Source organism: Yaniella soli, from assembly GCF_054782375.1.
Genome location: NZ_BAAGSP010000001.1, coordinates 156,557 through 179,948, shown reverse-complemented (window position 1 = coordinate 179,948; position 23,392 = coordinate 156,557). Strand labels below are relative to the sequence as shown.

The following is a 23,392-nucleotide window of genomic DNA, read 5'->3' as shown; positions in this document are numbered from 1 at the left end:
TCTCCTTAGGTGTTTAGGAGGCCGTTTCGTCTGGCCTCTTGTTGTATTCGTCGACGCGTTCTTGTTCAGTGAGCTCGGCGATTCTTTCCATAATGTCATCGGTGGTTTGGCGCCGTAGTTTCATCCCGTGCTTGGGCCCAAGTTTTTCGACCTGTACGGGTTCACCCACCCTGATCTCAAACTTGCGGGGCAGGACGATCCGTTTTCCGGGAGGTTGCAGCTTATCAGTGCCGATGAGTCCCACCGGAATGACGGGTATGCCGGTGGTGAGCGCCAACCATCCCACTCCGGTGCGTCCGCGATATAGGCGGCCATCTCTGGAGCGCGTGCCCTCCGGATAGATACCCACCCCGTCGCCGGCTTCGATAAAGTCCACGAGCTGCTTGAGCGCGGTGACGGATGCTGAGTGGTCGCCGCGCTCGACCGGGATGGATCCGACCGAGTCAAAAAAACCGCGCATGACCTTGCCCTTGAGCCCTTTTTGTGTCCAATAGTCGGCCTTTGCAAAGAAGCGGACTTGGCGTGGCAGTAAGGCCTGGATGATCACCGAGTCCAAGAACGACAGATGGTTGCTTGCGACAATAAAGCCACCGGATGCTGGAATGTTGTCAAAACCAGATGTTTCCGGGCGTGCCCCGAGACGAATCAATGTCCGTACGCCGGTACGCACGATCCCAGTTTCACCGATTGCCATTGGTTCCCTCCCTGCCTGATTCAGGCAGTGTTCTTGCTCGTGGACTCATTGATTCTACAACGTTACGGGTGTAGTACATCCGCTAAGAATCTGCCGGTATGACTCTCGGTCACTTGAGCCACATCTTCTGGTGTGCCCGTCGCAACGATCTGTCCGCCTCCCGAACCGCCTTCTGGACCCAAATCGATAATCCAGTCGGCAGACTTAATGACGTCCAGATTGTGTTCAATGATGATCACTGTGTTGCCCTTTTCCACGAGTCGATTGAGCACGACGAGCAGCTTGCGAATATCTTCGAAGTGCAGCCCCGTGGTGGGTTCATCGAGCACATATACCGACTTCCCGGTTGCACGACGCTGTAACTCGGTGGCGAGCTTGACGCGTTGTGCTTCACCGCCCGACAGTGTGGTCGCCGGCTGTCCGAGTCGCACATACCCCAACCCCACATCCACAAGCGTGTTCAGGTGGCGGGCGATGCGCTGATAGGGGGCAAAGAACTCAGCGGCCTCATCGATGGGCATGTTGAGTACCTCGGAGATGTTCTTGCCCTTATACTCGACCTCTAGGGTTTCACGGTTATACCGGGCACCATGGCACACTTCACACGGTACGAACACATCGGGCAAAAAGTTCATCTCAATCTTCAACGTGCCGTCACCCGAGCAGGCTTCACAGCGTCCACCTTTGACGTTAAAGGAGAAGCGGCCTGGCTTATAGCCGCGTACTTTGGCTTCCGGAGTGTCGGCGAACAAGTTCCGCATGTGGTCAAAGACGCCTGTGTAGGTGGCCGCATTTGAACGTGGCGTCCGCCCGATGGGTGACTGATCCACGTGGACGACTTTATCGAGCTGGTCAACGCCATTTACCCGTCGGTGTCGCCCGGGCACGTGTCGAGCATTGTTGAGCTCATTGGCCAGGACCTTATAGAGGATCTCATTGACCAGCGTGGATTTACCGGATCCCGAGACCCCGGTGATCGCGGTAAACACGCCCAGCGGGAATTTCGCGGAGACGTTTTGGAGGTTGTGTTCGCGTGCCCCAACAACTTCAATCTGGCGGTCGGTATCGACCGGTCGCCGTGTCGGCGGGATGGCGATGGCCTTACGTCCGGACAAATAGTCGCCGGTCAGCGAGTCGGTGTTGTCTAGGAGTCCTTGTACCGAACCCGAGTGGATAATGTGACCACCCTTTTCGCCGGCTGCCGGTCCGATATCGACGATCCAATCGGCTTCAGCAATGGTTTCTTCGTCGTGTTCGACCACGATCAAGGTATTGCCCAGATCCCTCAGGCGCAGCAGGGTTTCGATCAGTCGGCGATTATCTCGCTGATGCAACCCGATGGATGGTTCGTCTAACACATACAGCACGCCCACCAGCCCAGAACCGATCTGGGTGGCCAGGCGAATACGTTGAGCTTCACCACCCGACAGCGTGCCGGCAGGGCGCTCGAGATTGAGGTAGTCCAGGCCAACGTCCAGGAGGAATTTAAGGCGCGCATTAATTTCGACGAGTACCTGATCGGCGATCTTAGCGTCACGCTTTGACAGCTCGAGGTTGCGCATGAATTCGATGGAATCCTCCATCGGCATCTGGGACACCTCAGCGATGGAGCGTCCGCCCACCAAGACCGACAGCGACGTCGGGTTCAGGCGCGCTCCCCCACACGCCGGGCACGCGACCTCACGCATATAGGACTGGAAACGATCACGTGCCTGATCTGTTTCAGCTTCCTCGTGTTTGCGTTTCACATAGTCCATGACCCCTTCAAAACCAGTGGTGTAGCGACGCTCACGACCCCAACGGTTCCGGTAGGAGACCTTGACCTTGAAATCTTTGCCGTGCAGTAAGGCCTTCTTCGCTGCCTTCGACAGGTCCTGGAAGGGGGTGTCCATATCGAACCCAACTTCATCGCCCAGTCCAGAGATCAGGCGTTGCCAGTATTCACGGGTTCGTTTACCAATGTCCCACGGCGCAATCGCTCCCTCGGCCAGGGTGAGGTCTGGATCCGGGATAATCAGCTCTTCGTCCACCTGGAGCTGGGAACCGATGCCGGTACAGGTTGAGCATGCGCCAAAGGGATTGTTGAAGGAAAATGAGCGCGGTTCAATCTCGTCGATATTCAGGATGTGCCCGTTTGGACAGGACAACGCCTCCGAAAAGGACCGGTATTTGGCCCGACCTTCCTCGTCCACCGCTGCCAATTCCCCGGTATTGCGTACCTCGGGGCTAATTTCGGCGTCAATATCTACAAAATCAACGACGACGACACCCTCGGCCAATTCCAAGGAGGTCTCGATCGAGTCGGTCAGCCGCTGCCGAATCCCGTCGCGAATGACCAACCGGTCCACGACCACAGCGATATTGTGCTTGATCTGCTTGGTTAGTTTTGGTGGATCCGATAACTGGATCTGTTCACCGTCGACAATGGCTCGCGAAAAACCCTGTGCAGACAAGTTAGAAAAGAGGTCAACAAACTCGCCTTTACGACCGCGCACCACGGGAGCCAAGACCTGAAACCGAGTGCGCTCTTCGAGCTCGAGCAGCTGATCGACGATTTGTTGTGGCGTCTGTTGGGAGGCCGGTTCCCCACATTCTGGACAGTGCGGCACACCAATCCGGGCCCACAGCAGCCGCATATAGTCGTGGATTTCGGTGATCGTCCCCACGGTCGAACGCGGGTTTTTTGAGGTGGATTTCTGGTCGATCGAAACCGCCGGAGAAAGACCTTCAATAAAGTCCACCGATGGTTTATCGACCCGCCCCAAAAACATGCGGGCATAGGACGAGAGCGACTCGATGTAGCGTCGCTGGCCTTCGGCAAAGATGGTGTCGAATGCCAGCGATGACTTTCCCGACCCTGACAGACCGGTAAACACCACAAACGAGTCACGCGGAATGTTGAGGTTTACGTTTTTGAGGTTGTGCTCACGCGCCCCTTGAACCACGATCCGATCGGGTTCGTGGTCGCCTTCTATGGCATCGGCTTGGGCAGCGCCGTCAACATTATGTGTGGTGGTCAAGTACTCAATCCCTCGAGTCATTCAAGACAATAGAAAACTAGGCTTCCAGACTAGAGCAATTCTGGTGGTAGCACGGATTTTGGTAATACTACAGGTCACAGTCTTCGCCGAAAGCCAAGCATCCCAACGAGCATTGAGCCATTCGCAACAATTCGATCGAGCGTGTAAATTAGCGGTCATGTCCAAAACGTCACCAACTGTAGGCTCCATTAAGGTTTTGTATGACCTGCCCCAGGTCACCATCCGAACCCGTTCGGTTTCTGAGATGGACAATAATGTGTACCTGATTACGTCAAAGACCACCGGCTCGCAGGTGCTCATCGATGCAGCCGATGAGCCTGATGCCATTATGGAACTGCTCGAGTCGGCTGCTGATGACACCCCGTGTGATCTTGATTTGGTGTCATTAATCACCACGCATGAGCACTGGGACCACATTCGTGCGCTGCCGGACATTGTCAAACAGACCAAGGTACCGACGTCTGCCGGCGCGCCTGACGCCGAGGCGATTCAGGAAGCCACCGGCGTGACAGCCAAAGTGCACTTGCAACACGGGGACAAAGCACAGTTTCCAGGCATTGAGCTCGATGTCATTGGGCTTCGCGGCCATACCCCGGGCTCGGTCGCATTGGTGTACGTGCCAAATGGTGACGAACCGACCGTGATTTTTTCGGGAGATTCACTCTTTCCAGGTGGTGTGGGCAATACCTGGAATGATCCGCAACGATTTACATCCCTGCTCGATGACGTGACCACCCGTGTTTTCGGTGTCTATGACGACGACACCGTGGTGCTACCTGGGCACGGTGGCTCGACCGTGCTGGGTAACGAACGACCACATCTGGAAGAGTGGCGGCAGCGCGGTTGGTAACGCTGCCTTAGATGAAGTAATCCAATTCCTTATGGCCGACAACAAAGATTCGGCGGAACGGGTAGACGGTGACCTCTTGGCCATCGGGGCCAACATAGGGCGGGTAGGCGTCGGACATTTCTGCTTTATAGCGCTTGACGAACGCATCGTGCAGTGTCGTCCCGTTGGCCGCATCATGTTCGGTGAGTTTTTGCAATACCGGGCGTAGTGCAGCACCTTTGACCCAGTCAAACACCGGATCAGCACCTGAGAGCACCTGGTGGTACGTCGTTTCCCACACATTCGGACGAAAGCCGTGTGCCAGCAGCATGTGCGTGTACTCCTCGACCGAATGCACCGTTTCGCCGGTGTAGGCGGTATCGGCGACCACCGAGAACTTTTCTTCTGCCGCAAGTTCACCGATGTACTGGTGTGATCTCGCAATACTATTGCCCGGAACCTGCATGGCAAACCACGCACCGGGTTTCAGAGCCTTCAACCAGTCGCTGATCACCTCAATGTGCTGTGGTACCCACTGAAACATCGCATTGGAGACGATCGCATCGGTATCGGCAGGCGGCATCCACGACGCTGCCTCCTGTTGCGCGAAGGACACATTGTCATAGGTCCCATCCTGCTGCTGCTCGATAAGCTGCTGTGCGTCGTTGATCATCTCAGCCGAAGCGTCATAGCCGGTGATATCGGCCTCGGGCCACCGTTGGGCTAAGGTCACGGTCATATTGCCGGGCCCACAGCCAAGATCAAATACCTTTCGCGGCGCAGCGAGTTGCACCGCGTTGGTCAAATCGACGAACGGCCGCGCACGGTGGCCGGCGAAATGCGCATATTGGGCTGGGTCCCACACAAAATTTTCCATGCTCCCAGCCTAAACCCGAGGTGCGAGCTCACGACGGCACCGCGTTATGAATCGCAATGTTGGTGTAGGCCGCCCACGAGGTTTGGCGTACTAGGATGTATTGGGTGCAACTGACTGATTTTATTCCTGACCCTGACCACGGTGACGAGCTCGAACCGGTCCTCCTCTACGACCGGTTTATCGAATGGACGACACAGCGCGGCATCCAACTGTACCCAGCCCAAGACGAAGCCGTGACGGAACTGGTGGATGGGAAAAACGTCATCATGGCCACCCCCACCGGTTCCGGCAAGTCGATGGTGGCGCTCGCCGCGCATTTCTATGGCTTAGCCCAGGGGAAGACTAGTTATTACACGGCTCCAATCAAGGCGCTCGTCTCGGAGAAATTCTTTGACCTGATTGATATTTTTGGCGCAGAACACGTGGGCATGGTGACCGGTGACTCGGCGATCAACCCGGATGCGCCCATTATCTGTTGCACCGCTGAAATTTTGGCAATCCATGCGCTGCGTGAGGGTTCTGGACTCGAAGTCGGTCCCGTGGTGATGGACGAATTTCACTTCTATGCTGACCCGCAGCGTGGCTGGGCGTGGCAGGTCCCGTTGCTGGAACTGCCCCAGGCCCAATTTGTCTTGATGTCGGCAACCCTGGGCGATACGAGCCAGTTTGAAAAACCCATCACGGAGCGCACAGGGCGCGAGACCGTGACGGTGTCCTCGGCGTCCCGACCGATCCCGCTGTATTTTGACTACTCCGAGCTCCCCGTACAGCAGCAAGTAGAAGCGCTGGTACAAGCCGACATGTCGCCGGTCTACATTGTGCATTTCTCGCAGTTGGACGCGGTGGAGCAGGCGTCGAATTTGGCGTCGATTTCGGTCACCTCGCGTGACGAAAAGGATCGGATCGCCGAGATCATCAAAGATTTTCGCTTCTCGTCTGGATTCGGCAAGCCACTGAACCGGCTGATCCGTCAAGGTATTGGTGTGCACCACGCGGGTATGTTACCCAAGTATCGACGCCTCGTGGAACGCCTGGCACAAGAAGGACTGCTCAAGGTCATCTCGGGCACCGATACGCTTGGCGTCGGCATTAACGTACCGATCCGCACCGTGTTGATGACCGCGCTTTCAAAGTTCGACGGCACCCGGCAACGGCATCTCAATGCGCGAGAGTTTCACCAGATTGCGGGGCGTGCAGGACGAGCCGGTTTCGATACGGCCGGAACTGTTGTGGTGCAAGCGCCAGAACACGTTATCGAGAATGCACTAGCCGACCAGAAGGCGGCCGAAAAGTTCTCCAGCATCAAAAATGAGGAAGAGCGTGCCCGTCGCATTGCACAATCTTCCAAATCGCAGCCGAAGAAATCCCCGCCCAAAGGCTTCGTTTCCTGGTCCAAGGCCACATTCGACAAACTGGTCGAGGCCCAGCCAGAACCAATGGTCTCTCGGATGCGCATGACCCACTCCATCCTGCTCAACATCCTTGCCAGACCGGGCAACCCGATTGCCGCGGTGCGTCGGATGATCCTGCGTTCGGCGGAGACAAAGGCTTCCAAGGCGCAATTGCAACGCCGAGCCATCGGTATTCTGCGTGAACTGTTGGTCACCGACGTCGTCGTGGTCAATGACACCCCAGATGAGTGGGGGAACCGGCTGGAGCTGACCGTGGAACTCCAAGCAGATTTCGCGCTGAACCAGCCGCTCTCCCCCTTCGCGCTGGCCGCCTTCGAACTGCTAGATATCGAATCGCCGAGCTATGCGGTCGAAATGGTTTCGATCATTGAGGCCACGCTTGATGCACCTCGCCAGATACTCGCCGCCCAGTTGCGCAAGGTTCGTGACGAAGAGATGACTCGTATGCGCGCCGATGGTGCGGAGTACAACGAGCGTATGAACGTGCTGGACAACCTCACCTACCCTCAGCCGCTCGGTGAGCTCCTCGCCCAACAGTTCGAGCTCTACCGGCAAGGTGCGCCATGGCTGGCCGAATTTGATATTGAACCAAAATCTGTGGTCCGGGACATGTACGAACGGGCCATGGGCTTTGGTGATTACGTAAACTACTATGGCATCGCCCGTTCCGAAGGGGTGTTGCTGCGCTACCTCACCGACGCCGCAAAAGCGCTGCGCCAAACGATTCCTCAAGAACTGCGGACAGAGGAACTCGAGCTGCTACAGCAGTGGCTGGAAACTATCATCGTCACCACCGACTCGTCACTGTTGGAAGAGTGGGAAAACATGATGACCGATGATGTCGATCAGTTGATCGCCGATCACGAGTCGATCGCACCTCCAGAACCGCCCAAGCTCACGGACACGAAGGGTGTGTTCGAGGTGATGGTCCGTAACGCAATGTTCCATCGAGTCCAGCTCTTCGGTGACGAGCAGGATGCCCGACTCGAATCTCTCGACTACCTCCCCGACGGTGCGATCCCGTTCACCTCGGATAACTGGGGTGACGCTCTGGACGAGTTCTTCAATCAGTATGAAGATCTCGATGACTCACCGGCGGCGCGTGCCCCCGAGTTTTTCCGTGTCAATACCGCCCCGCAACTCGCAGCAGGTGAGATGGCCGACGTGGGTGCCACCGCCGGCGATTTCTGGGTCGTCTCCCAGGTGCTCGTCGATCCCGACGGCAATCACGACTTCGCGCTCAACGCCGTCGTCCACCTTGATGCCTCCAATGAACAAGGCTCCCCCGCCGTGACCACACTGTCCGTGGGTACACCCGTCCTGTAACCGAAAGCAGTCCTTCCATGAAATCACAGTCCACTCCTGACGACGCCCTGGGCCAGGTTCGGTCAGCCGCTCCCGCAGATGTGCCGGCCATCCTGGATCTCATACATCAGCTCGCGGTGTATGAAAAAGAACCCGATGCCGTGCGCAATACCGAATCCATGCTGCACGAGCACCTTTTCGGTGACCATCCACGCGTGTTCTGCCACGTCATTGATGACGTTGTCGACGGTGTGGTGCAGGTGGTCGGTATCGCCATCTGGTTCGAGACGTATTCGACATGGGAAGGCGTCCACGGCATCTGGCTGGAGGACCTCTTCGTGATCCCGCAGATGCGTGGGACCGGGTACGGCAAGAAGCTCCTATTGCATCTCGCCCAGTTGGCCGTGGAGCGGGGCTACAGTCGCTATGAATGGACCGTGTTGGACTGGAACACCCCGTCCATCGAATTTTATGAATCGCTCGGTGCAGTCGCAAAGACAGGGTGGACCAACTACCGGCTCGATGGTGACGCACTACGCCACGCCGCCCAACGATAGTCAATAAAGGAGCTTCCCATGGGGACAACAGCCCATAGGTCCGGTGCGGTGGCGTGGATGCACGATGGAACCGGGATCAAAGATCACTACTTCGTCGTTCCGCTCGATCACGGGGCACCCCGAGGTGAAAAGATTACCGTGTATGCCCGCGAGTACTTTGCCGCTGGCGGTGAAGACAAGCCGTGGTTGTTGTACCTGCAAGGCGGTCCGGGCGGGAAGGGGTCTCGGCCTGCGCGCGTGAGCGGTTGGCTTGGCGAGGCTCTCAAGCAATACCGCGTGTTGATGCTGGATCAGCGCGGCACTGGGCTTTCCACGCCGGTGAACCGGCATACCCTGGTCGAGCGGGGCGCACCTGCCGCCCAAACGCGATATCTGAGACATTTCAGAGCCCCAGACATCGTGGCCGACGCCGAGATGATCCGGCATCTCTTGGGATCGGGCCCCTGGATCACCCTTGGCCAATCGTTCGGTGGGTTCTGCACACTCACCTACTTATCGTTTGCGCCAGAAGGTCTCTCAAAAGCAATGATCACCGGTGGTATCCCACCCCTCGAAGGTCCTGCTGATCAGGTTTATCACGCGACCTATCAGCGCATGCGGGCGCGCAACCGAGAATACTTCGAACGCTACCCACGGGACCTCGAAACCCTGTCGGCCATTTATCGAATCGTCCGTCGCGACGACATCCTCCTGCCCGATGGCTCGCCACTCACGGTCGGCAGAGTTCAATCGCTCGGGATGTATCTTGGCGGCAACACTCGGATTGACGCGCTGCACTATATCTTCGAAGAAGCATTCCTGCCCGGCACCGATATATTGTCCGATGCGTTCCTTGGCGCCGTCTACAACCAAGTCTCCCGGGCTGCGAATCCTTTGTATCTCGTGTTGCACGAGTCGATTTATGCCCAACCTGGGGCACAGCCGACCGCCTGGGCAGCACAACGCGTGTTAGAAGATTATCCGGACTTCAACCCGACGAAGTCAGACACGCCCATGCTGATCGGTGAGATGTGCTTTGACTGGTATACCGAGCTGGACCCAGCCTTGATACCGATGGCCGAAGCAACCGAGATGATCGCCTCCTATGACAATTGGGGCAAACTGTATGACCTCGAACAGTTGGCCAACAACACGGTTCCGGTCGCGGCTCTGGTCTATACCGATGACGTCTTCGTGGAACGCAACCTGTCACTGGCTTCAGCTGCGAAGATCGCAAACTTGCATGTCTGGGAATCCGATGCATGGCACCACGATGGCATCGGCGAGGCCGGCGCTGAAATCTTTGAGCGTTTACACCGGATGCTACGAACCGACTGAACTGTTCTCCACAGACACGCCAGAAGCTGTAGTCATCTGCCGCGTTTTCCACATTTTCATATGCTCCCCAGTACCCCCTGCTTGGTAAATTTATAGGCTGGTAGTCACGCAAGCAGGTCAATCTGTGGGGAGGTGAAATACCGTGGTGACCACTATTCCGAGTACCGACCATCTCATTGCTGACGAGCAACTCGACGCGCTGACAACAGGACAGCTGCAGGCATTGGAACTGCGTCTGGCGCAGAAACAGGCCGAGAGAATCCTCGATCCACGAGCGTATTTCACCTTCGCGCGGCACTCGGTGGCCACAGGCGCTGACTGGGCGACGACATGGGCAGCCCAAGATCCTGCTGGCGAGACAAAAGTGTCCCAGGGCAAACATGCGGGTCCCACACCGGAGGCGCCGAAAGACTTCTATAATACGTTACCGGGCATGGTGGACAACCTAGTGAAGTCCCGGCGGATCCAAGATGCGATGATTGCCAACCTGACGAAACTTGCAGACCGTGCGTATAACCACGATCGAGACACCATGTTAGGAATTCCACACGGTGTGAACCTTTATAAATCGGGCAAGCGTTGGTTGGCTGACCGCTTTCAGCTTGATAGCCGTCAGGCCTCAAAATTCTACAAGCGTGCCGAACTCGTGGCCGCCGAGCCCGAAACCCTCGAACGGACGGCTCAGAGCGCACTGCTACCGAAACTCGCTGCTGAATACACCGTTGGCAATGTCCCATCGGAGAATATGGACCGAGTCACACAGGTTGCCAAACAGTTCTACGATTTCTACCAGTCTGTGGGGCTCTCAAAAGAAAACGCCCACGATGTGTTGCAGACGATGGATGCTGTGTTTACCGACGCCGCTGCAAACATGAAGCCTGCCATGTTAGCTGAAGAATCAACCAAGTGGCTCAATCAGGTAGCTCATATCATCGACCCAGATGGGCCACCACCAGAAGAGCGCTTGCACAAATTGAAGAACTCCCTGAAGACCGCCGTCGTGAATGGCAAGCTCCACATCAATATTGTGACCGATCTCGTCAACACGGAACTGATCGAAGCACTCATCCTTGCTGGCCTCAACTTCCGGGCGAATCAAGATAAATTCCGCCAGGACCCCGAAGAAGCCATCGATCCCTCTGATGAAGACACAATCGCGGAACCGCCACACCCGACATCAGAAACATCCACAGCACAGGATGATGATTCCACCGCAGCCGAAGCACGGTTGGCGTCATTTCACCAGCAAGTGGATGATGCTGTCGATGATCCAGAAACGTATGTAGAGACTCAAGACGGTCACAAGGTTTCGCGTGAACACATGCGGAAGCTCGATCCGCGTGATCGCGCTGAGAAAGCCCACGACGTTTTCATCACCATGCTCAAAGCGCAAGGCAAACGCTCTCCTGGTGCAGACGGTATGGCCGAATATAAACGTGCTCCCGCGATTCTGTGGACCGTACTGGATTACGAGACGTTATTGAACTTGCACCGGGATAAATTGCCGGAACAGTACACCTTGGAGCCCGAGTTCAAACGATCACCTGGTCTCGCAGGTTTCGACACCGGCCCACCGGCCACGATCGAACCGATCCAACAGGTTGCGGAGCGTCACATACCTTCGAACGCACCGCCGGATAGTTGTCACGAGGAGCACCACACCACGCAAGGGCACCCGTATATAGCGCGTGGCTTTCAAAGTGGTGCGATCTCACCCAGCGCGGTGCTCGCTGATCTGTGTGATGCCAAAGTGATACCGGCCGTTTTCAACCAAGCAGGCGTGCCGTTGTTCCTGGGCCGTGGCAAACGTCTGTTCAGCGATGACCAGATTTTGGCAGCCGCGATGTTGGGTGGGTGCCGAGGCCCTGTTTGTCGCGTTCCACCCGTCTGGACACAGGGCCACCACGAGACATACTGGTTTCATGGCGGTGAGACAGACACTACAAACTTGATCTTGTTGTGCAACGCCTGTCACACGCATGTCCATCAAGGTGTGTGGACTCCGACGTGGAATGATGACGGTGTCCTCTACTGGACCCCGGCCCCCTGGCTTGACCCAACACAAACGCCCATCAGGAATACCTGCTGGGACTGAACCTAGTCCCGGGCATTCGATTCTTCTGATGCATCTGCTGATTTACCGTTGGTATCTGGTGCCAGCACGGGGCCTTCGGTGGTCACGATCTTTTGTGAGGTCTGTGCAGGTAGACCACGATTGTTCGCATCTTCGAGGCGCGTTTCGTGTGCAGTACGGATGATCGCTGACCACTGGTCTTTGTGCTTGATGAGCTCATCGAGATAACGGTGTTCGGTCTGCTCCGCTTGCTGTGTCCAGTAGTCCATTTTTTCTGCGGCTGCTTTACGCTCCTCCGCGGCAGCGTTATCTGGCAGCTGCGAGTAGCGGTGCGCAAACTTCTCAGCATTTTGCAATGCACGTAGTGCCTTCCCACGTGGACTAGCCAGCGACCACACGATGGTGACGATGAGGATCCCGATAATGACCACGAGTGACATCCCTGTGGATGGTTCACCAACGGGCACGTCTTGACCGTCATAGATAAAGGGCAGGTTGTTTTGGCTCAACGCGTGCAACATGAGTTTCACCCCGATAAAGCCAAGAATCGCGGCCAGACCGTAACCGAGGTACACCAAACGGTCCAAGAGCCCATCAATCAAGAAGTACAGCTGACGGAGCCCTAACAGGGCAAAAGCGTTCGCCGTGAAGACGATGTATGGTTCTTGCGTCAGACCATAAATTGCCGGGATAGAGTCGATCGCGAAGATAATATCGGTTGCCCCGATGGCCACCATGACCAACAGCATCGGTGTCACAAGTCGTTTACCGTCGACCTTGGTAGTGAGTTTGTCTTCGTCATAGTGCTCTGTAACGGGCAGGACCTTACGGGCGAAACGCACCATAAAGTTGTCGGCTTCAGACCCTGCTTCATCAGCGGAGGAAAATTCTGATTTCAGCTGCTGTCCGGCAAGAATCAACAGGAATATACCGAAGATGTAAAAGGCATCGGTCCAGACTTCAAGGATCGCGGCGCCCGCTAAAATAAAGACTGTGCGGCTTATGAGCGCAAACGCGATACCAAATAGCAGCACTTTTTGCTGGTACTGACGCGGCACGTTAAAGCTCGTCAATATGATCATGAACACGAAAAGGTTATCGACAGATAAGGCCTTTTCGGTGATGAAACCAGCATAGTATTCCACGGCATGATCGGTATCCCCGAACGCAAAGAACACCAGACCAAACGCCAGGGCAATGCCTACATAGATAGCAGACCAGATTGCCGCTTCTTTGAGCGTGGGAATATGGGATTTTCTGACGTGAAAGAAATAATCAAAGAGGATGAGGCCAACGATCACAGCGATCGTGATACCCCAAGTCAACCCGGTGATTTCCATAGAAGGGAGTCCTTCCTAATTATTAGGTAACAAAAAGCCCACAAGTCTCTCCCCCGGCGTTCGACACGGGGTCCGCATCCGGCCGGACAACGGTGTCCGACGTGCTGACGTCTGCGGAACTTTTGGGATACTCCCTTGTTCGGCATTGACTATATCACCTCACCGGCATTGAGCGCGTTCACATGAGGGCAAGAGTCCGAAAGGTGACGAAGGTTATGCGTGCCCTTCACGCTGCATATCGCGTAACTCTTTTTTGAGCTCCGAGACCTCGTCACGCAACCGTGCAGCGAGCTCGAAGTTTAAGTCCACGGCAGCCTGGTGCATTTGATCTGACATTTGCTGGATCAGATCCGTGAGATCTTTGGCTGGCACGGCGGCGAGCTTGGCAACCTTACCGTCTTGTGTTGTCATACTCGCGTGTTGTTGTTCTTCGGTGATGGTAGCGGTGTAACCCCGGTTGCCCATCCCGTAGTCGAAGCCAGTTTTAATGCCAGCCATGCCGGACATCAGATCCGCGGTGTCGGCATCTTCACGTGCCAACTGATCGGTAATATCAGCGATGCGTTTTCGCAGGGGTTGTGGATCGATACCGTGTTTTGTGTTGTGAGCAATCTGAATCTCTCGACGGCGGTTGGTCTCATCAATCGCGTAACGCATGGAATCGGTGATCTTGTCCGCATACATGTGCACTTCACCAGAGACGTTACGTGCCGCACGGCCGATGGTCTGGATCAGGGATCGGTTCGAACGTAAGAATCCTTCTTTATCAGCGTCAAGTATGGAAACAAGCGACACCTCGGGCAGATCAAGGCCTTCACGCAGCAAGTTAATACCTACCAGGACATCGAAGACCCCCTTGCGAAGTTCGGTCATCAGCTCGACGCGTCGCAGTGTGTCGACATCTGAGTGGAGATATTGAACTTTAACGCCGTGTTCCACAAGATACTCGGTCAGGTCTTCAGCCATGCGTTTGGTCAGGGTGGTGACCAGGATGCGTTCGTTCCGGTCGACGCGCAGATTAATCTCGTCCATGAGATCATCAATTTGTCCCTTGGTTTCTTTGACCACGATTTGTGGATCGATCAGGCCAGTTGGACGAATAATTTGCTCGACGACCCCGTCGGCTTGAGACAGTTCATAGGGGCCCGGGGTGGCAGACATATACACGGTCTGTCCGATGCGCTCTAAGAACTCATCCCACGTCAATGGTCGGTTATCCATGGCAGACGGCAACCGGAACCCGTGATCGACCAGAGTACGCTTGCGAGAGGCATCGCCCTCGTACATGCCGCCAACCTGAGGGACGGTCACGTGCGATTCGTCGATGACCAACAGAAAATCCTCGGGGAAGTAATCGAGCAACGTGTGCGGCGCAGAACCCTGCGAACGACCGTCGATGTGACGTGAATAGTTTTCAATGCCATTGCAGTATCCCATTTGCTGCATCATTTCGAGGTCATAGGTGGTGCGCATGCGCAGTCGCTGTGCTTCGAGCAGTTTGTCTTGAGACTCCAACTCTTCGAGCCGGACGCGCAGTTCGTCTTCGATGTCCTTAATCGCTCGTGACATCCGTTCGTCACCGGCGACGTAGTGAGAGGCGGGGAAGATGTACATTTCGTCTTCCTCACGTAAGACATCACCGGTCAGTGGGTGCAATGTTTGGATCGCATCGATCTCGTCGCCGAAGAACTCGATACGCACCGCGAGCTCCTCATACATCGGGATAATCTCGACGGTGTCGCCGCGTACTCGGAACGTGCCACGGTGAAAATCTGCGTCGTTGCGGGCATACTGCATGTTCACGAATTGTCGCAGCAGATCATCGCGATCCATCATGTCACCTCTTTTGAGGGTAACCATTTGGGCGATGTATTCTTCGGGCGTACCCAGACCGAAGATTGATGACACAGTAGCGACCACGATCGTATCGCGACGGGTTAACAGCGCGTTGGTGGCCGAGTGGCGCAACCGTTCGACCTCTTCGTTGACGGACGAGTCCTTTTCGATAAACGTATCGGATTGCGGCACATAGGCTTCGGGCTGGTAGTAGTCGTAGTAGGAGACGAAGTACTCGACAGCATTGTGCGGTAGTAAGTCGCGAAACTCATTCGCCAGCTGGGCGGCAAGTGTCTTGTTTTGCACGAGTACCAGCGTGGGGCGCTGCAAACGTTCAACGAGCCACGCAGCTGTCGCAGATTTACCGGTACCGGTGGCACCCATGAGTACGACATCTTTTTCGCCGCCCTCGACGCGTTGGGCGAGTTCAGCGATAGCTTCTGGCTGGTCGCCGGCCGGTTCATAGGGTGCTTCTACTTTGAACGGCGCGACAACACGGTTAATCTCTTGGGCCATACTCATGCCCAACATGTTACGCCCCTCGTGGAGGCCTGACCAACGGTTCGCCCCGGGGCTAAGGCTTAGTTGGTGGTGAGCTGTGTCCAGACGGCTTCGACCTGGGTGCGAGTGTCCTCGAGGCTTCCGGAGTTGTGAATAATCCAGTCGGCGATCGCGTGGCGTTGCGCATCGGTGGCCTGGGCTGCGATGCGAGCGTTCGCGTCGTCGGGTTCCATCCCCCGCGTTTCTACGAGTCGTTGCAACCGGGTCGCATGATCAGTATCCACGACGATGACGCCGTCGTAGGCATTTGCTTGCCCGGTCTCGACCAATAGCGGGATGTCTTGGATGATGATGGCGTTTTCTGGATCTGCCGCGACGGCTTCTTCGCGCTGCCGTTTGGATTCGGTACGCACCGCAGGATGCACAATATCGTTGAGCCGTTCGCGTGCGGCGACGTCATTGAACACAATATTGGCCAGGGCCTGTCGGTCCAGGACCCCTGAATCATCCAGCAAGTGTTCACCAAATTCGGTGACGACATCGGCCAGAACACGTTGCCCTGGCTCCATGAGCGACCGCGAAATAGCATCTGCATCGATAATCGTGGCACCCTGTTCGGCAAAAAACTGGGCCACAGTGGATTTCCCGGATCCGATACCGCCTGTCAGCGCGAGATGACGCATGAACTCTCCTGGGTAGACTTGTGGGCATGCAACATGCCGATACTGCTCGTAATAGACGTTATACCGTGGTGGCTCACCGAGATCCAGTGACCGTCACCTTAGATATTCGCCGCTCCGAGTTTATCGGCATCATCCGTCGCGTCGACTCCGAAGACGAAGCTCGAGCATGGATTGATGAGGTGCGGCGCACGCACCACGGGGCGACGCATGTGGTGCCCGCGTTTGTACTCGGCGCTGACCGGGACATTCAGCGTTCCTCAGATGATGGTGAACCTGCCGGAACAGCCGGTATGCCTATGTTGCAGGCGCTGACAAATTATCGTGCCATCCACTCGGGGACGGAGTTTGCGGATCTGTCGGATGTCTGTGCGATTGCGGTGCGCTATTTCGGCGGTATCAAATTGGGTGCGGGCGGGTTGGTTCGTGCGTATTCAGATACGGTCGTGACAGCCTTGGAACAGACCCCATTGATTGTGCGCAAGCGCATGGTCATCGTGAGTCTTGATGCTCCACATGCTGAGGTCGGCCGAGTAGAAAATGACCTGCGTTCGGTCGATTACACTGTTTTGGGCACCGACTACGCCGGGCCTCAAGCCACCATCACCGTGGGCCTGGACGATGTCGACGACGCGTTGGAACAGTTTAATGCTCGACTGGCTGCAATGACCGCCGGCGAACTTGCGGGCAATATTGTTGGCACCCGCTGGCAGGATGTGTCTGCATGACCAACCCACCTTTTGTTCCAGATAACGTGGACCGAATGCTGTTTCGGGTGCTTGAAGAAACGTTTGACGCCGAACCATGGCGAAAAACGGCACCGGTCGTGGTGGTGAACGATGCGACAGGTGCACTGAGCGAATGGGTTCAAAGCCAAGGACTGCATGCACGATTTGTGCAAGATTCGGCGGCGCGGGCAACACAGCATGCTCATGTCACCGGTCCGCTGGAGACGTTGCCCAATGCCGAAGTGCTCGCGGGGGCGACGACGGTTATTTACCGTTTGGCTCGGCCGCTTGAAGCACTCGAAGAGTTCTCCTGGCAGGTGGCGCGGTGGGCTGATCCGCAGGTCATGTTGTTGGCAGGGCAATTGCAACGGCACCTTAATTTTTCGATGAACACGACCCTTGAGTCACATTTTGCACGAGTTTCTGCATCGAGGGGATACTATAAGGCGCGTGCGTTGCGAGCCCAGTCACCGAAGGCCGTGCTGGGCACCTGTCCCCCGCGGATGCCACGGGCAAACTCCGTGAGGGTCGCCGATGTGGATCTTGAGTTACGCGCCTATGGGCTAACCTTCGGTGCGGCCAGGTTGGACCCGGGAACCGCGTTGCTCTTAGAAACCATTGAGACCGCACGGGCGGAGCTTTTTCACCCAGAAACTGTTGCGGTGGATCTGGGGTGCGGAAATGGAACCATTGCGGCCGTGCTGGCCAAGAAGTTCAACTGTGACGGGCTGATTGCCACCGATGATTCGGCATCTGCGGTGCGGTCAACAACGGACACCCTGGCCGTCAATGATGTTGACAACGTGCAAGTAATACATCAATCTGGCCTGGAACAGCTGGCGGCGGACTCTGTGGATGTTGTGGTGCTGAACCCGCCGTTTCATGACGGCACCGAGTTGACCAGTGATATCGCGCATTACTTGTTCGGTGAGGCATCTCGGACGCTGAAGCCCGGGGGTGTCTTGCTCACGGTCTTTAATGCATCTCGACGGTACGGCACCCAGTTGGAACAGCAGGTTGGACCAACGGAACAATTAGGCCGAGATACACGTTTTATAGTTACTGAATCACAGAAGGTTTGATCAAATGTCTGAGCTCTTTGTTAAAGTTTGTGGGATTACGACGACGGAACAGCTGGAGTGGGCCATCGACCTGGGGTATGACGCTGTGGGATTGATGCGTGCCGCAAAATCGGTGCGGTTGATGGAGCCTGATCGTGCTCGTGAGCTCGTTGAACATGCTGCAGGTCGTATTGACACGTTTGCGGTGGGCTTGACTCTTGCTGATGTTGAGCCGATCATCGATGTCGTGGATACGGTGCAGCTGTATGAGTATGCGGATGTACCGTCGTTGGCGTTGGCATCGGATACTCCCCCGGAGTCGACAAAGGGGCTGGAGTATTGGTTTTATGATGCATCACACGGCACTGGAACGTTTGCCGAGATTCCGGCTTGGGTGACGTCTGTGGAGGCAGATTTTGTGCTTGCCGGTGGGTTGAATCCTGACAATGTTGCCGAGGTTGTTGCGCGGTTTCGTCCGGCTGGTGTTGATGTTTCGTCGGGGGTGGAGTCCTCTTCTGGTGTCAAGGACTATGATCGAATGAAGGCGTTCATTGAGGCTGCTCGAGGTGCATAGGAAAGACTCAGGCCGTCACTCATGTTCGAGTGACGGCCTGAGTCGTAATATGCCCGGGGTGGGGCTGACAGGTTAGTTTCCGGTCAGCTTCTCACGGAGTGCGGCGAGTGCTTCATCGGAAGCAAGCGTGCCGGCATCTTCAACCGGGGTTTCTTCGTCTGCTGAGGAGTACGAGGCTGGCCCGGCTTCGGTTGGGCTAGCGGTCGTTGCGGCTTCTGCTGCTTCGGCCATGTGGCGGGAAACTTGTTCCTTGTGTGCTTCCCAACGAGCCTGAGCGTCAGCGTACTGCTGCTCCCATGTGGCGCGTGCTTCCTCGTAGCCTTCCATCCATTCGTTGGTTTCAGGATCGAAGCCTTCTGGGTACTTGTAGTTGCCGTCTTCGTCGTAGTCGGCAGCCATACCGTAGAGGGCTGGGTCGAAGTCGGTGCCTTCTGGGTCCACACCTTCGTTGGCCTGCTTGAGTGACAGGGAGATACGACGACGTTCCAGGTCGATATCGATGACCTTGACGTACAGTACCTCGTTGACAGAGACAACCTGCTCGGCAGTGTCGATGTGGCGGTTGGCCAGTTCGGAAATGTGCACCAGACCTTCGATGCCGTCTTCGACGCGAACGAATGCACCGAATGGCACAAGTTTGGTGACCTTGCCAGGTACGATCTGTCCCAGAGCGTGGGTGCGGGCGAAGACCTGCCATGGGTCTTCCTGAGTCGCTTTCAACGAGAGAGAGACGCGTTCGCGGTCCATATCGACGTCGAGTACCTCGACGGTAACTTCCTGACCAACCTCGACGACCTCTGATGGGTGATCGATGTGCTTCCAGGACAGTTCGGATACGTGAACCAGGCCGTCTACGCCGCCCAAGTCCACGAATGCACCGAAGTTGACGATCGAGGAGACCGTACCTGTGCGAACCTGGCTCTTCTGCAGAGCCTGCAGGAAGTTCGAGCGAGTTTCGGACTGGGTCTGCTCCAACCATGCACGGCGGGAGAGCACAACGTTGTTGCGGTTCTTATCCAGTTCGATGATCTTGGCTTCAAGTTCCTGGCCGACGTATGGTGCGAGATCACGCACCCGACGCATTTCGACCAGCGAGGCGGGCAGGAAGCCACGCAGACCGATGTCTAAGATGAGACCACCCTTGACGACTTCGATCACGGTACCGGTGACAACACCGTCTTCTTCCTTGACCTTCTCGATGTCGCCCCATGCGCGCTCGTACTGTGCGCGTTTCTTGGACAGGATGAGGCGGCCTTCTTTATCCTCTTTGGTAAGAACCAGTGCTTCAACTGAATCGCCAACTTCCACAACGTCATCTGGGTCGACGTCGTTTTTGATTGACAATTCGCGTGAAGGAATGACACCTTCGGTCTTATAGCCGATATCGAGAAGTACTTCGTCTCGATCGACTTTGACGACGGTGCCTGCCACCAGGTCGCCATCGTTGAAGTATTTGATGGTCTCATCGACGGCAGCCATGAATTCTTCAGCTGAGCCGATGTCGTTTACAGCGACCTGCGGGGCGTTGCTAGTAGTGGTCATGTAGTAGGGACTCCGATATGGATTAATATGGTTGATAAACTTACTGGGTTTTTGCGGCAGCCAGAAGGGCCACCAAAAAACATTTTCGTGCCACATTAGGCGACTTTAAATATACTACGTTATTCTTCCTGTCAAAATCAACGTAAGACCGGCGCGGTTATTGATGTGTACGCACGCGACACAACCGGTCACTGGCCGTCGTAGCTGATATCAAATTTGTAAGCCTCTTGAAACGCTGAGTTAGTGAGCCGCTTCGTGCCAGGAATAGCCTTTGCCGACCTGAACATCCAGTGGGACCAACAGGTTCGCGGCGGCAGACATCTCTTCAACGAGGATCTGTTCGGCGGTCTCAATCTCAGTGTCGATGACTTCGAGGATCAACTCGTCATGAACTTGCAAAATCATCCTGGACTTCAGGCCGTCTGCTTCGAGTCGTTCCTGAACGCCGAGCATGGCTTTTTTGATCAGATCAGCGGCTGAACCTTGAATTGGCGCGTTGAGGGCAGCACGTTCCGCCATTTCGCGAAGTTGACGGTTGTCGGATTGCAGATCCGGTAGATAGCGACGACGTCCGAGCATCGTTTGTGTGTAGCCATCCTTACGCGCCTGACGCACGACGTTGCGCAGGTACCGCTGTACGGCACCGAAACGATCAAAGTAGCTGGACATCAGTTCGCGGGCTTCATCCACGGAGATGCGCAGCTGTCGTGACAAACCAAACGAGCTCAGCCCATACGCGAGCCCATAGGACATGGCTTTCACCTTGTCACGCATCGAGGTGGTGACCTCGTCTGGTTCTACATCAAAAACTTGTGAGCCCACGAAACGGTGCAGGTCTTCCCCATCTTTATAGGCCTGGATGAGCCCGTCGTCTTCGGACATGTGCGCCATGATGCGCATCTCAATCTGAGAGTAATCGGCGGTCAACAACGTCGTGGGTTCATCGACGCACGGGTTGGTTCCGGCGACGAAGATATCACGGATTTGGCGACCTGCCGGGGTTCGGACAGGAATGTTTTGCAGATTCGGGTTCAGTGACGATAACCGACCGGTCGCAGCAGCAGTTTGCGAGAAGCGGGTGTGCACGCGTTCATCGTCGGCAATGGAATCCAAGAGTCCCTGGACCGTTTGGCGCAACTTCGTCGCATCCCGATATGCCATGAGATTGTGTAGGAACGGGTGATCGGTTTTTTCCAACAGGTCTGCGAGTGAATCTGCATCGGTGGAAAACCCTGTTTTGGTTTTCCGTGTTTTCGGCATATCGAGTGTCTCGAACAGTACAATTTGTAATTGCTTGGGCGAGGCGAGGTTGACCTGGTCTCCCCCAATCGATGCGTAGGCCGATTCTTGGGCCTTGTCTACCTCGCTGGTGAATCCTGCCAGCAAGTTATCGAGGCGTTGGCGATCAATAGCAATTCCGATGAGCTCGATCTTCGCTAAAACCACCGAGAGAGGGATCTCTAAATCGTGCAACAGCTCGACGGAGCCGCGTTCCTCGAGTGTGCTCCCCATGATGTCGTTGAGTTGGTGGATCATCCACGCATTACGAGCGTACTGTGCTAGTTGGGCTGCGTTGTCATCGTTGACTCCCTCGAGTACCAATTGCCCTTGGTTCTGCGAGGTGGGCACGGTGTTAAGACGCGCGTTGAGATACGTTTGCACCAGATCAGCGAGTTCATAACCGCGACGATCCGGTTGTAAAATATAGGCCGACAACAGCACATCATCTGCAACCCCAATGATTGAAGTGTTTACATCCCGTTGAGCTGGCAGTACTGAGTGGCTCGGCGCCGTGGCAAGAGCCTTCAATGCCGTTTTGAGGTCATAGACGACTTTTGTGTAGCGTTCGTCAGCCAGAAATGCCGCGACGGTTAGTCCGAGTTCCGCCGAGGCCTGATCTATGTCGATGACGGCGGTGGCATCTGATGTGGAGAATCCTAGTGCATGGATTTCTCCGTAGTCGCCTGGTGCAGGTATTTTCCGACGGGTGATGGTGGCCGGCGGGTTGATGTGGAAGTACACAGAGATGGGTTCGTTGACTCCGACAAGGAACGCTTGCCAATCGTCGAGGTTGTCGATCAAGGCGGTTTCGGGCATGTCGACGTCGGGCTCAGACTCTTCGGCGCCACCGAGATGCTGATCAAATGTGGTGAAGACGCGGTCGCGAATGGTGTTGAATTCCAATGCATCGAAGAGTTCGGACACTTTATTACGGTCCGGGCTGACCAACACGGCTTCTTCAAGGCTCAGGGGAAGTTCAAGAGTCGTCACGAGTGCATTGAGTTCACGGTTGCGTTTGACAGCGTCTAGGTGCTCGCGCAGTGCGTCGCCCTTTTTCCCACCGATCTCGTCGATATGGTCGAGGACACCTTTGAGACTGCCATATTTTTTCAACCAGCGGGCAGCGAAGCCGGGTCCAACGCCCGGAACACCGGGCAAGTTGTCAGCGCTCTCACCCACGAGGGCAGCCAGTTCCGGATATTGCGCTGGTGTGACTCCGTAACGCTCCACGATGGTGTCTGCGTCGAAGGGCGGGAGCTCTGAAACTCCCCGCATCGGGTAGAGCACTGTAACGTTGTCGTTGATCAGTTGGAAGGTGTCACGATCACCGGAGACGATGCGCGCGTCCCAACCAGCCGCGGCGGCATTGGTGGACATGGTGGCGACGATGTCGTCTGCTTCGTAACCGTCGACTTCGATGGATGGTATTTGCAGGGCATCCATGACCTTTTTGATGAGGTCAATTTGTCCCGAGAATTCTTCTGGAGTTTTGTCTCGTCCCGCCTTATATTCAGAGTACCGTTCCGAGCGGAAGGTCGGTGTATCCAAGTCGAAGGCCACGGCTACGTGGGTGGGTTTTTGTTCCCGAATCATCGCGAGCAGCATGCTCAAGAACCCATAGACGGCATTGGTGTGCTGGCCCGTAGCGGTCTGGAAGTTCTCGGCCGGCAGTGCGAAGAAGGCACGATAGGCCATGGAGTGGCCATCGATGACCATCAGGGTTTTGGAAATATCTGAGGCAGT

16 protein-coding genes are annotated in these 23,392 nt (G+C 55.9%); 8 read left to right on the top strand and 8 right to left on the bottom strand.

The window, feature by feature from the left end:
* Positions 1-13: 13 nt before the first annotated feature.
* Both ACYVJT_RS00875 and uvrA read right to left on the bottom strand, forming a co-directional pair.
* Positions 14-694: a lysophospholipid acyltransferase family protein gene (locus ACYVJT_RS00875; RefSeq protein WP_343958981.1), complete on the bottom strand. Its 681-nt coding sequence runs from the start codon at positions 692-694 to the stop codon at positions 14-16.
* A gap of 62 nt (positions 695-756) precedes the next feature.
* Positions 757-3,714 carry an excinuclease ABC subunit UvrA gene (gene uvrA, locus ACYVJT_RS00870; protein ID WP_425579888.1) on the bottom strand — a complete coding sequence of 986 codons (2,958 nt, stop codon included), beginning with the start codon at positions 3,712-3,714 and terminating at the stop codon, positions 757-759.
* A gap of 178 nt (positions 3,715-3,892) precedes the next feature.
* On the opposite strand from uvrA, the gene ACYVJT_RS00865 reads away from it, so the two are divergent.
* Complete coding sequence (locus ACYVJT_RS00865) at positions 3,893-4,585, top strand: MBL fold metallo-hydrolase (protein ID WP_343958983.1); 693 nt, start codon at positions 3,893-3,895, stop codon at positions 4,583-4,585.
* A gap of 7 nt (positions 4,586-4,592) precedes the next feature.
* Here ACYVJT_RS00865 and ACYVJT_RS00860 read toward each other — a convergent pair whose 3' ends face one another.
* Positions 4,593-5,441: a methyltransferase domain-containing protein gene (locus tag ACYVJT_RS00860; RefSeq protein ID WP_343958985.1), complete on the bottom strand. Its 849-nt coding sequence runs from the start codon at positions 5,439-5,441 to the stop codon at positions 4,593-4,595.
* A gap of 95 nt (positions 5,442-5,536) precedes the next feature.
* Here ACYVJT_RS00860 and ACYVJT_RS00855 point away from each other — a divergent pair, with 95 nt between their 5' ends.
* The 4 genes from ACYVJT_RS00855 to ACYVJT_RS00840 all read left to right on the top strand — a co-directional run bounded on the left by ACYVJT_RS00855 (position 5,537) and on the right by ACYVJT_RS00840 (position 12,127).
* Positions 5,537-8,179: a DEAD/DEAH box helicase gene (locus tag ACYVJT_RS00855; RefSeq protein ID WP_343958988.1), complete on the top strand. Its 2,643-nt coding sequence runs from the start codon at positions 5,537-5,539 to the stop codon at positions 8,177-8,179.
* A 47-nt stretch (positions 8,180-8,226) separates the two neighbouring features.
* Positions 8,227-8,715: a GNAT family N-acetyltransferase gene (locus tag ACYVJT_RS00850; RefSeq protein ID WP_425579892.1), complete on the top strand. Its 489-nt coding sequence runs from the start codon at positions 8,227-8,229 to the stop codon at positions 8,713-8,715.
* An 18-nt stretch (positions 8,716-8,733) separates the two neighbouring features.
* Positions 8,734-10,032 (top strand): alpha/beta fold hydrolase, encoded by a 1,299-nt coding sequence (locus tag ACYVJT_RS00845; RefSeq protein WP_343958993.1) that lies wholly within the window; start codon positions 8,734-8,736, stop codon positions 10,030-10,032.
* Positions 10,033-10,174: 142 nt separating this feature from the next.
* Positions 10,175-12,127 (top strand): HNH endonuclease signature motif containing protein, encoded by a 1,953-nt coding sequence (locus ACYVJT_RS00840; protein ID WP_343958996.1) that lies wholly within the window; start codon positions 10,175-10,177, stop codon positions 12,125-12,127.
* 2 nt (positions 12,128-12,129) lie between these two features.
* On the opposite strand, the gene ACYVJT_RS00835 is transcribed toward ACYVJT_RS00840, so the two are convergent.
* The 3 genes from ACYVJT_RS00835 to coaE form a co-directional block, all read right to left on the bottom strand.
* The gene (locus ACYVJT_RS00835; RefSeq protein WP_343958998.1) at positions 12,130-13,446 is read right to left on the bottom strand and encodes a TerC family protein; all 1,317 of its coding nucleotides are present in this window, start codon (positions 13,444-13,446) and stop codon (positions 12,130-12,132) included.
* 213 nt (positions 13,447-13,659) lie between these two features.
* Entirely contained in the window at positions 13,660-15,804 is a 2,145-nt protein-coding gene (gene uvrB / locus ACYVJT_RS00830) for an excinuclease ABC subunit UvrB (RefSeq protein WP_343959000.1), read from the bottom strand.
* A 59-nt stretch (positions 15,805-15,863) separates the two neighbouring features.
* Positions 15,864-16,466 (bottom strand): dephospho-CoA kinase, encoded by a 603-nt coding sequence (gene coaE / locus ACYVJT_RS00825; RefSeq protein ID WP_343959002.1) that lies wholly within the window; start codon positions 16,464-16,466, stop codon positions 15,864-15,866.
* Positions 16,467-16,492: 26 nt separating this feature from the next.
* On the opposite strand from coaE, the gene ACYVJT_RS00820 reads away from it, so the two are divergent.
* From ACYVJT_RS00820 to trpF, 3 genes are read left to right on the top strand one after another with little or no spacing between them, the layout of a single operon-like run.
* Complete coding sequence (locus tag ACYVJT_RS00820; protein WP_343959004.1) at positions 16,493-17,191, top strand: IMPACT family protein; 699 nt, start codon at positions 16,493-16,495, stop codon at positions 17,189-17,191.
* Complete coding sequence (locus ACYVJT_RS00815) at positions 17,188-18,273, top strand: class I SAM-dependent methyltransferase (RefSeq protein ID WP_343959006.1); 1,086 nt, start codon at positions 17,188-17,190, stop codon at positions 18,271-18,273. The genes ACYVJT_RS00820 and ACYVJT_RS00815 overlap by 4 nt, the downstream gene beginning before the upstream one ends.
* 4 nt (positions 18,274-18,277) lie before the next feature.
* A complete protein-coding gene (gene trpF / locus ACYVJT_RS00810; protein WP_343959008.1) occupies positions 18,278-18,826 on the top strand; it encodes a phosphoribosylanthranilate isomerase in 549 nt (182 codons plus the stop codon).
* A gap of 72 nt (positions 18,827-18,898) precedes the next feature.
* On the opposite strand, the gene rpsA is transcribed toward trpF, so the two are convergent.
* Both rpsA and polA read right to left on the bottom strand, forming a co-directional pair.
* Positions 18,899-20,368, bottom strand: a complete 1,470-nt coding sequence (gene rpsA / locus ACYVJT_RS00805; protein WP_343959010.1) for a 30S ribosomal protein S1 — start codon at positions 20,366-20,368, stop codon at positions 18,899-18,901.
* A 240-nt stretch (positions 20,369-20,608) separates the two neighbouring features.
* On the bottom strand, positions 20,609-23,365 hold the full coding sequence (gene polA / locus ACYVJT_RS00800) for a DNA polymerase I (protein WP_425579893.1): 2,757 nt from the start codon (positions 23,363-23,365) through the stop codon (positions 20,609-20,611).
* Positions 23,366-23,392: the final 27 nt, after the last annotated feature.

Coding starts and splice junctions, on each gene's coding strand:
- polA (WP_425579893.1), bottom strand. CDS start 23,365: ATGGTCATCGATGGCCACTCCATGGCCTATCGTGCCTTCTTCGCACTG.
- ACYVJT_RS00835 (WP_343958998.1), bottom strand. CDS start 13,446: ATGGAAATCACCGGGTTGACTTGGGGTATCACGATCGCTGTGATCGTT.
- ACYVJT_RS00860 (WP_343958985.1), bottom strand. CDS start 5,441: ATGGAAAATTTTGTGTGGGACCCAGCCCAATATGCGCATTTCGCCGGC.
- ACYVJT_RS00815 (WP_343959006.1), top strand. CDS start 17,188: ATGACCAACCCACCTTTTGTTCCAGATAACGTGGACCGAATGCTGTTT.
- coaE (WP_343959002.1), bottom strand. CDS start 16,466: ATGCGTCATCTCGCGCTGACAGGCGGTATCGGATCCGGGAAATCCACT.
- ACYVJT_RS00875 (WP_343958981.1), bottom strand. CDS start 694: ATGGCAATCGGTGAAACTGGGATCGTGCGTACCGGCGTACGGACATTG.
- ACYVJT_RS00855 (WP_343958988.1), top strand. CDS start 5,537: ATGTATTGGGTGCAACTGACTGATTTTATTCCTGACCCTGACCACGGT.
- ACYVJT_RS00865 (WP_343958983.1), top strand. CDS start 3,893: ATGTCCAAAACGTCACCAACTGTAGGCTCCATTAAGGTTTTGTATGAC.
- uvrB (WP_343959000.1), bottom strand. CDS start 15,804: ATGAGTATGGCCCAAGAGATTAACCGTGTTGTCGCGCCGTTCAAAGTA.
- ACYVJT_RS00845 (WP_343958993.1), top strand. CDS start 8,734: ATGGGGACAACAGCCCATAGGTCCGGTGCGGTGGCGTGGATGCACGAT.
- ACYVJT_RS00820 (WP_343959004.1), top strand. CDS start 16,493: ATGCAACATGCCGATACTGCTCGTAATAGACGTTATACCGTGGTGGCT.
- trpF (WP_343959008.1), top strand. CDS start 18,278: ATGTCTGAGCTCTTTGTTAAAGTTTGTGGGATTACGACGACGGAACAG.
- rpsA (WP_343959010.1), bottom strand. CDS start 20,368: ATGACCACTACTAGCAACGCCCCGCAGGTCGCTGTAAACGACATCGGC.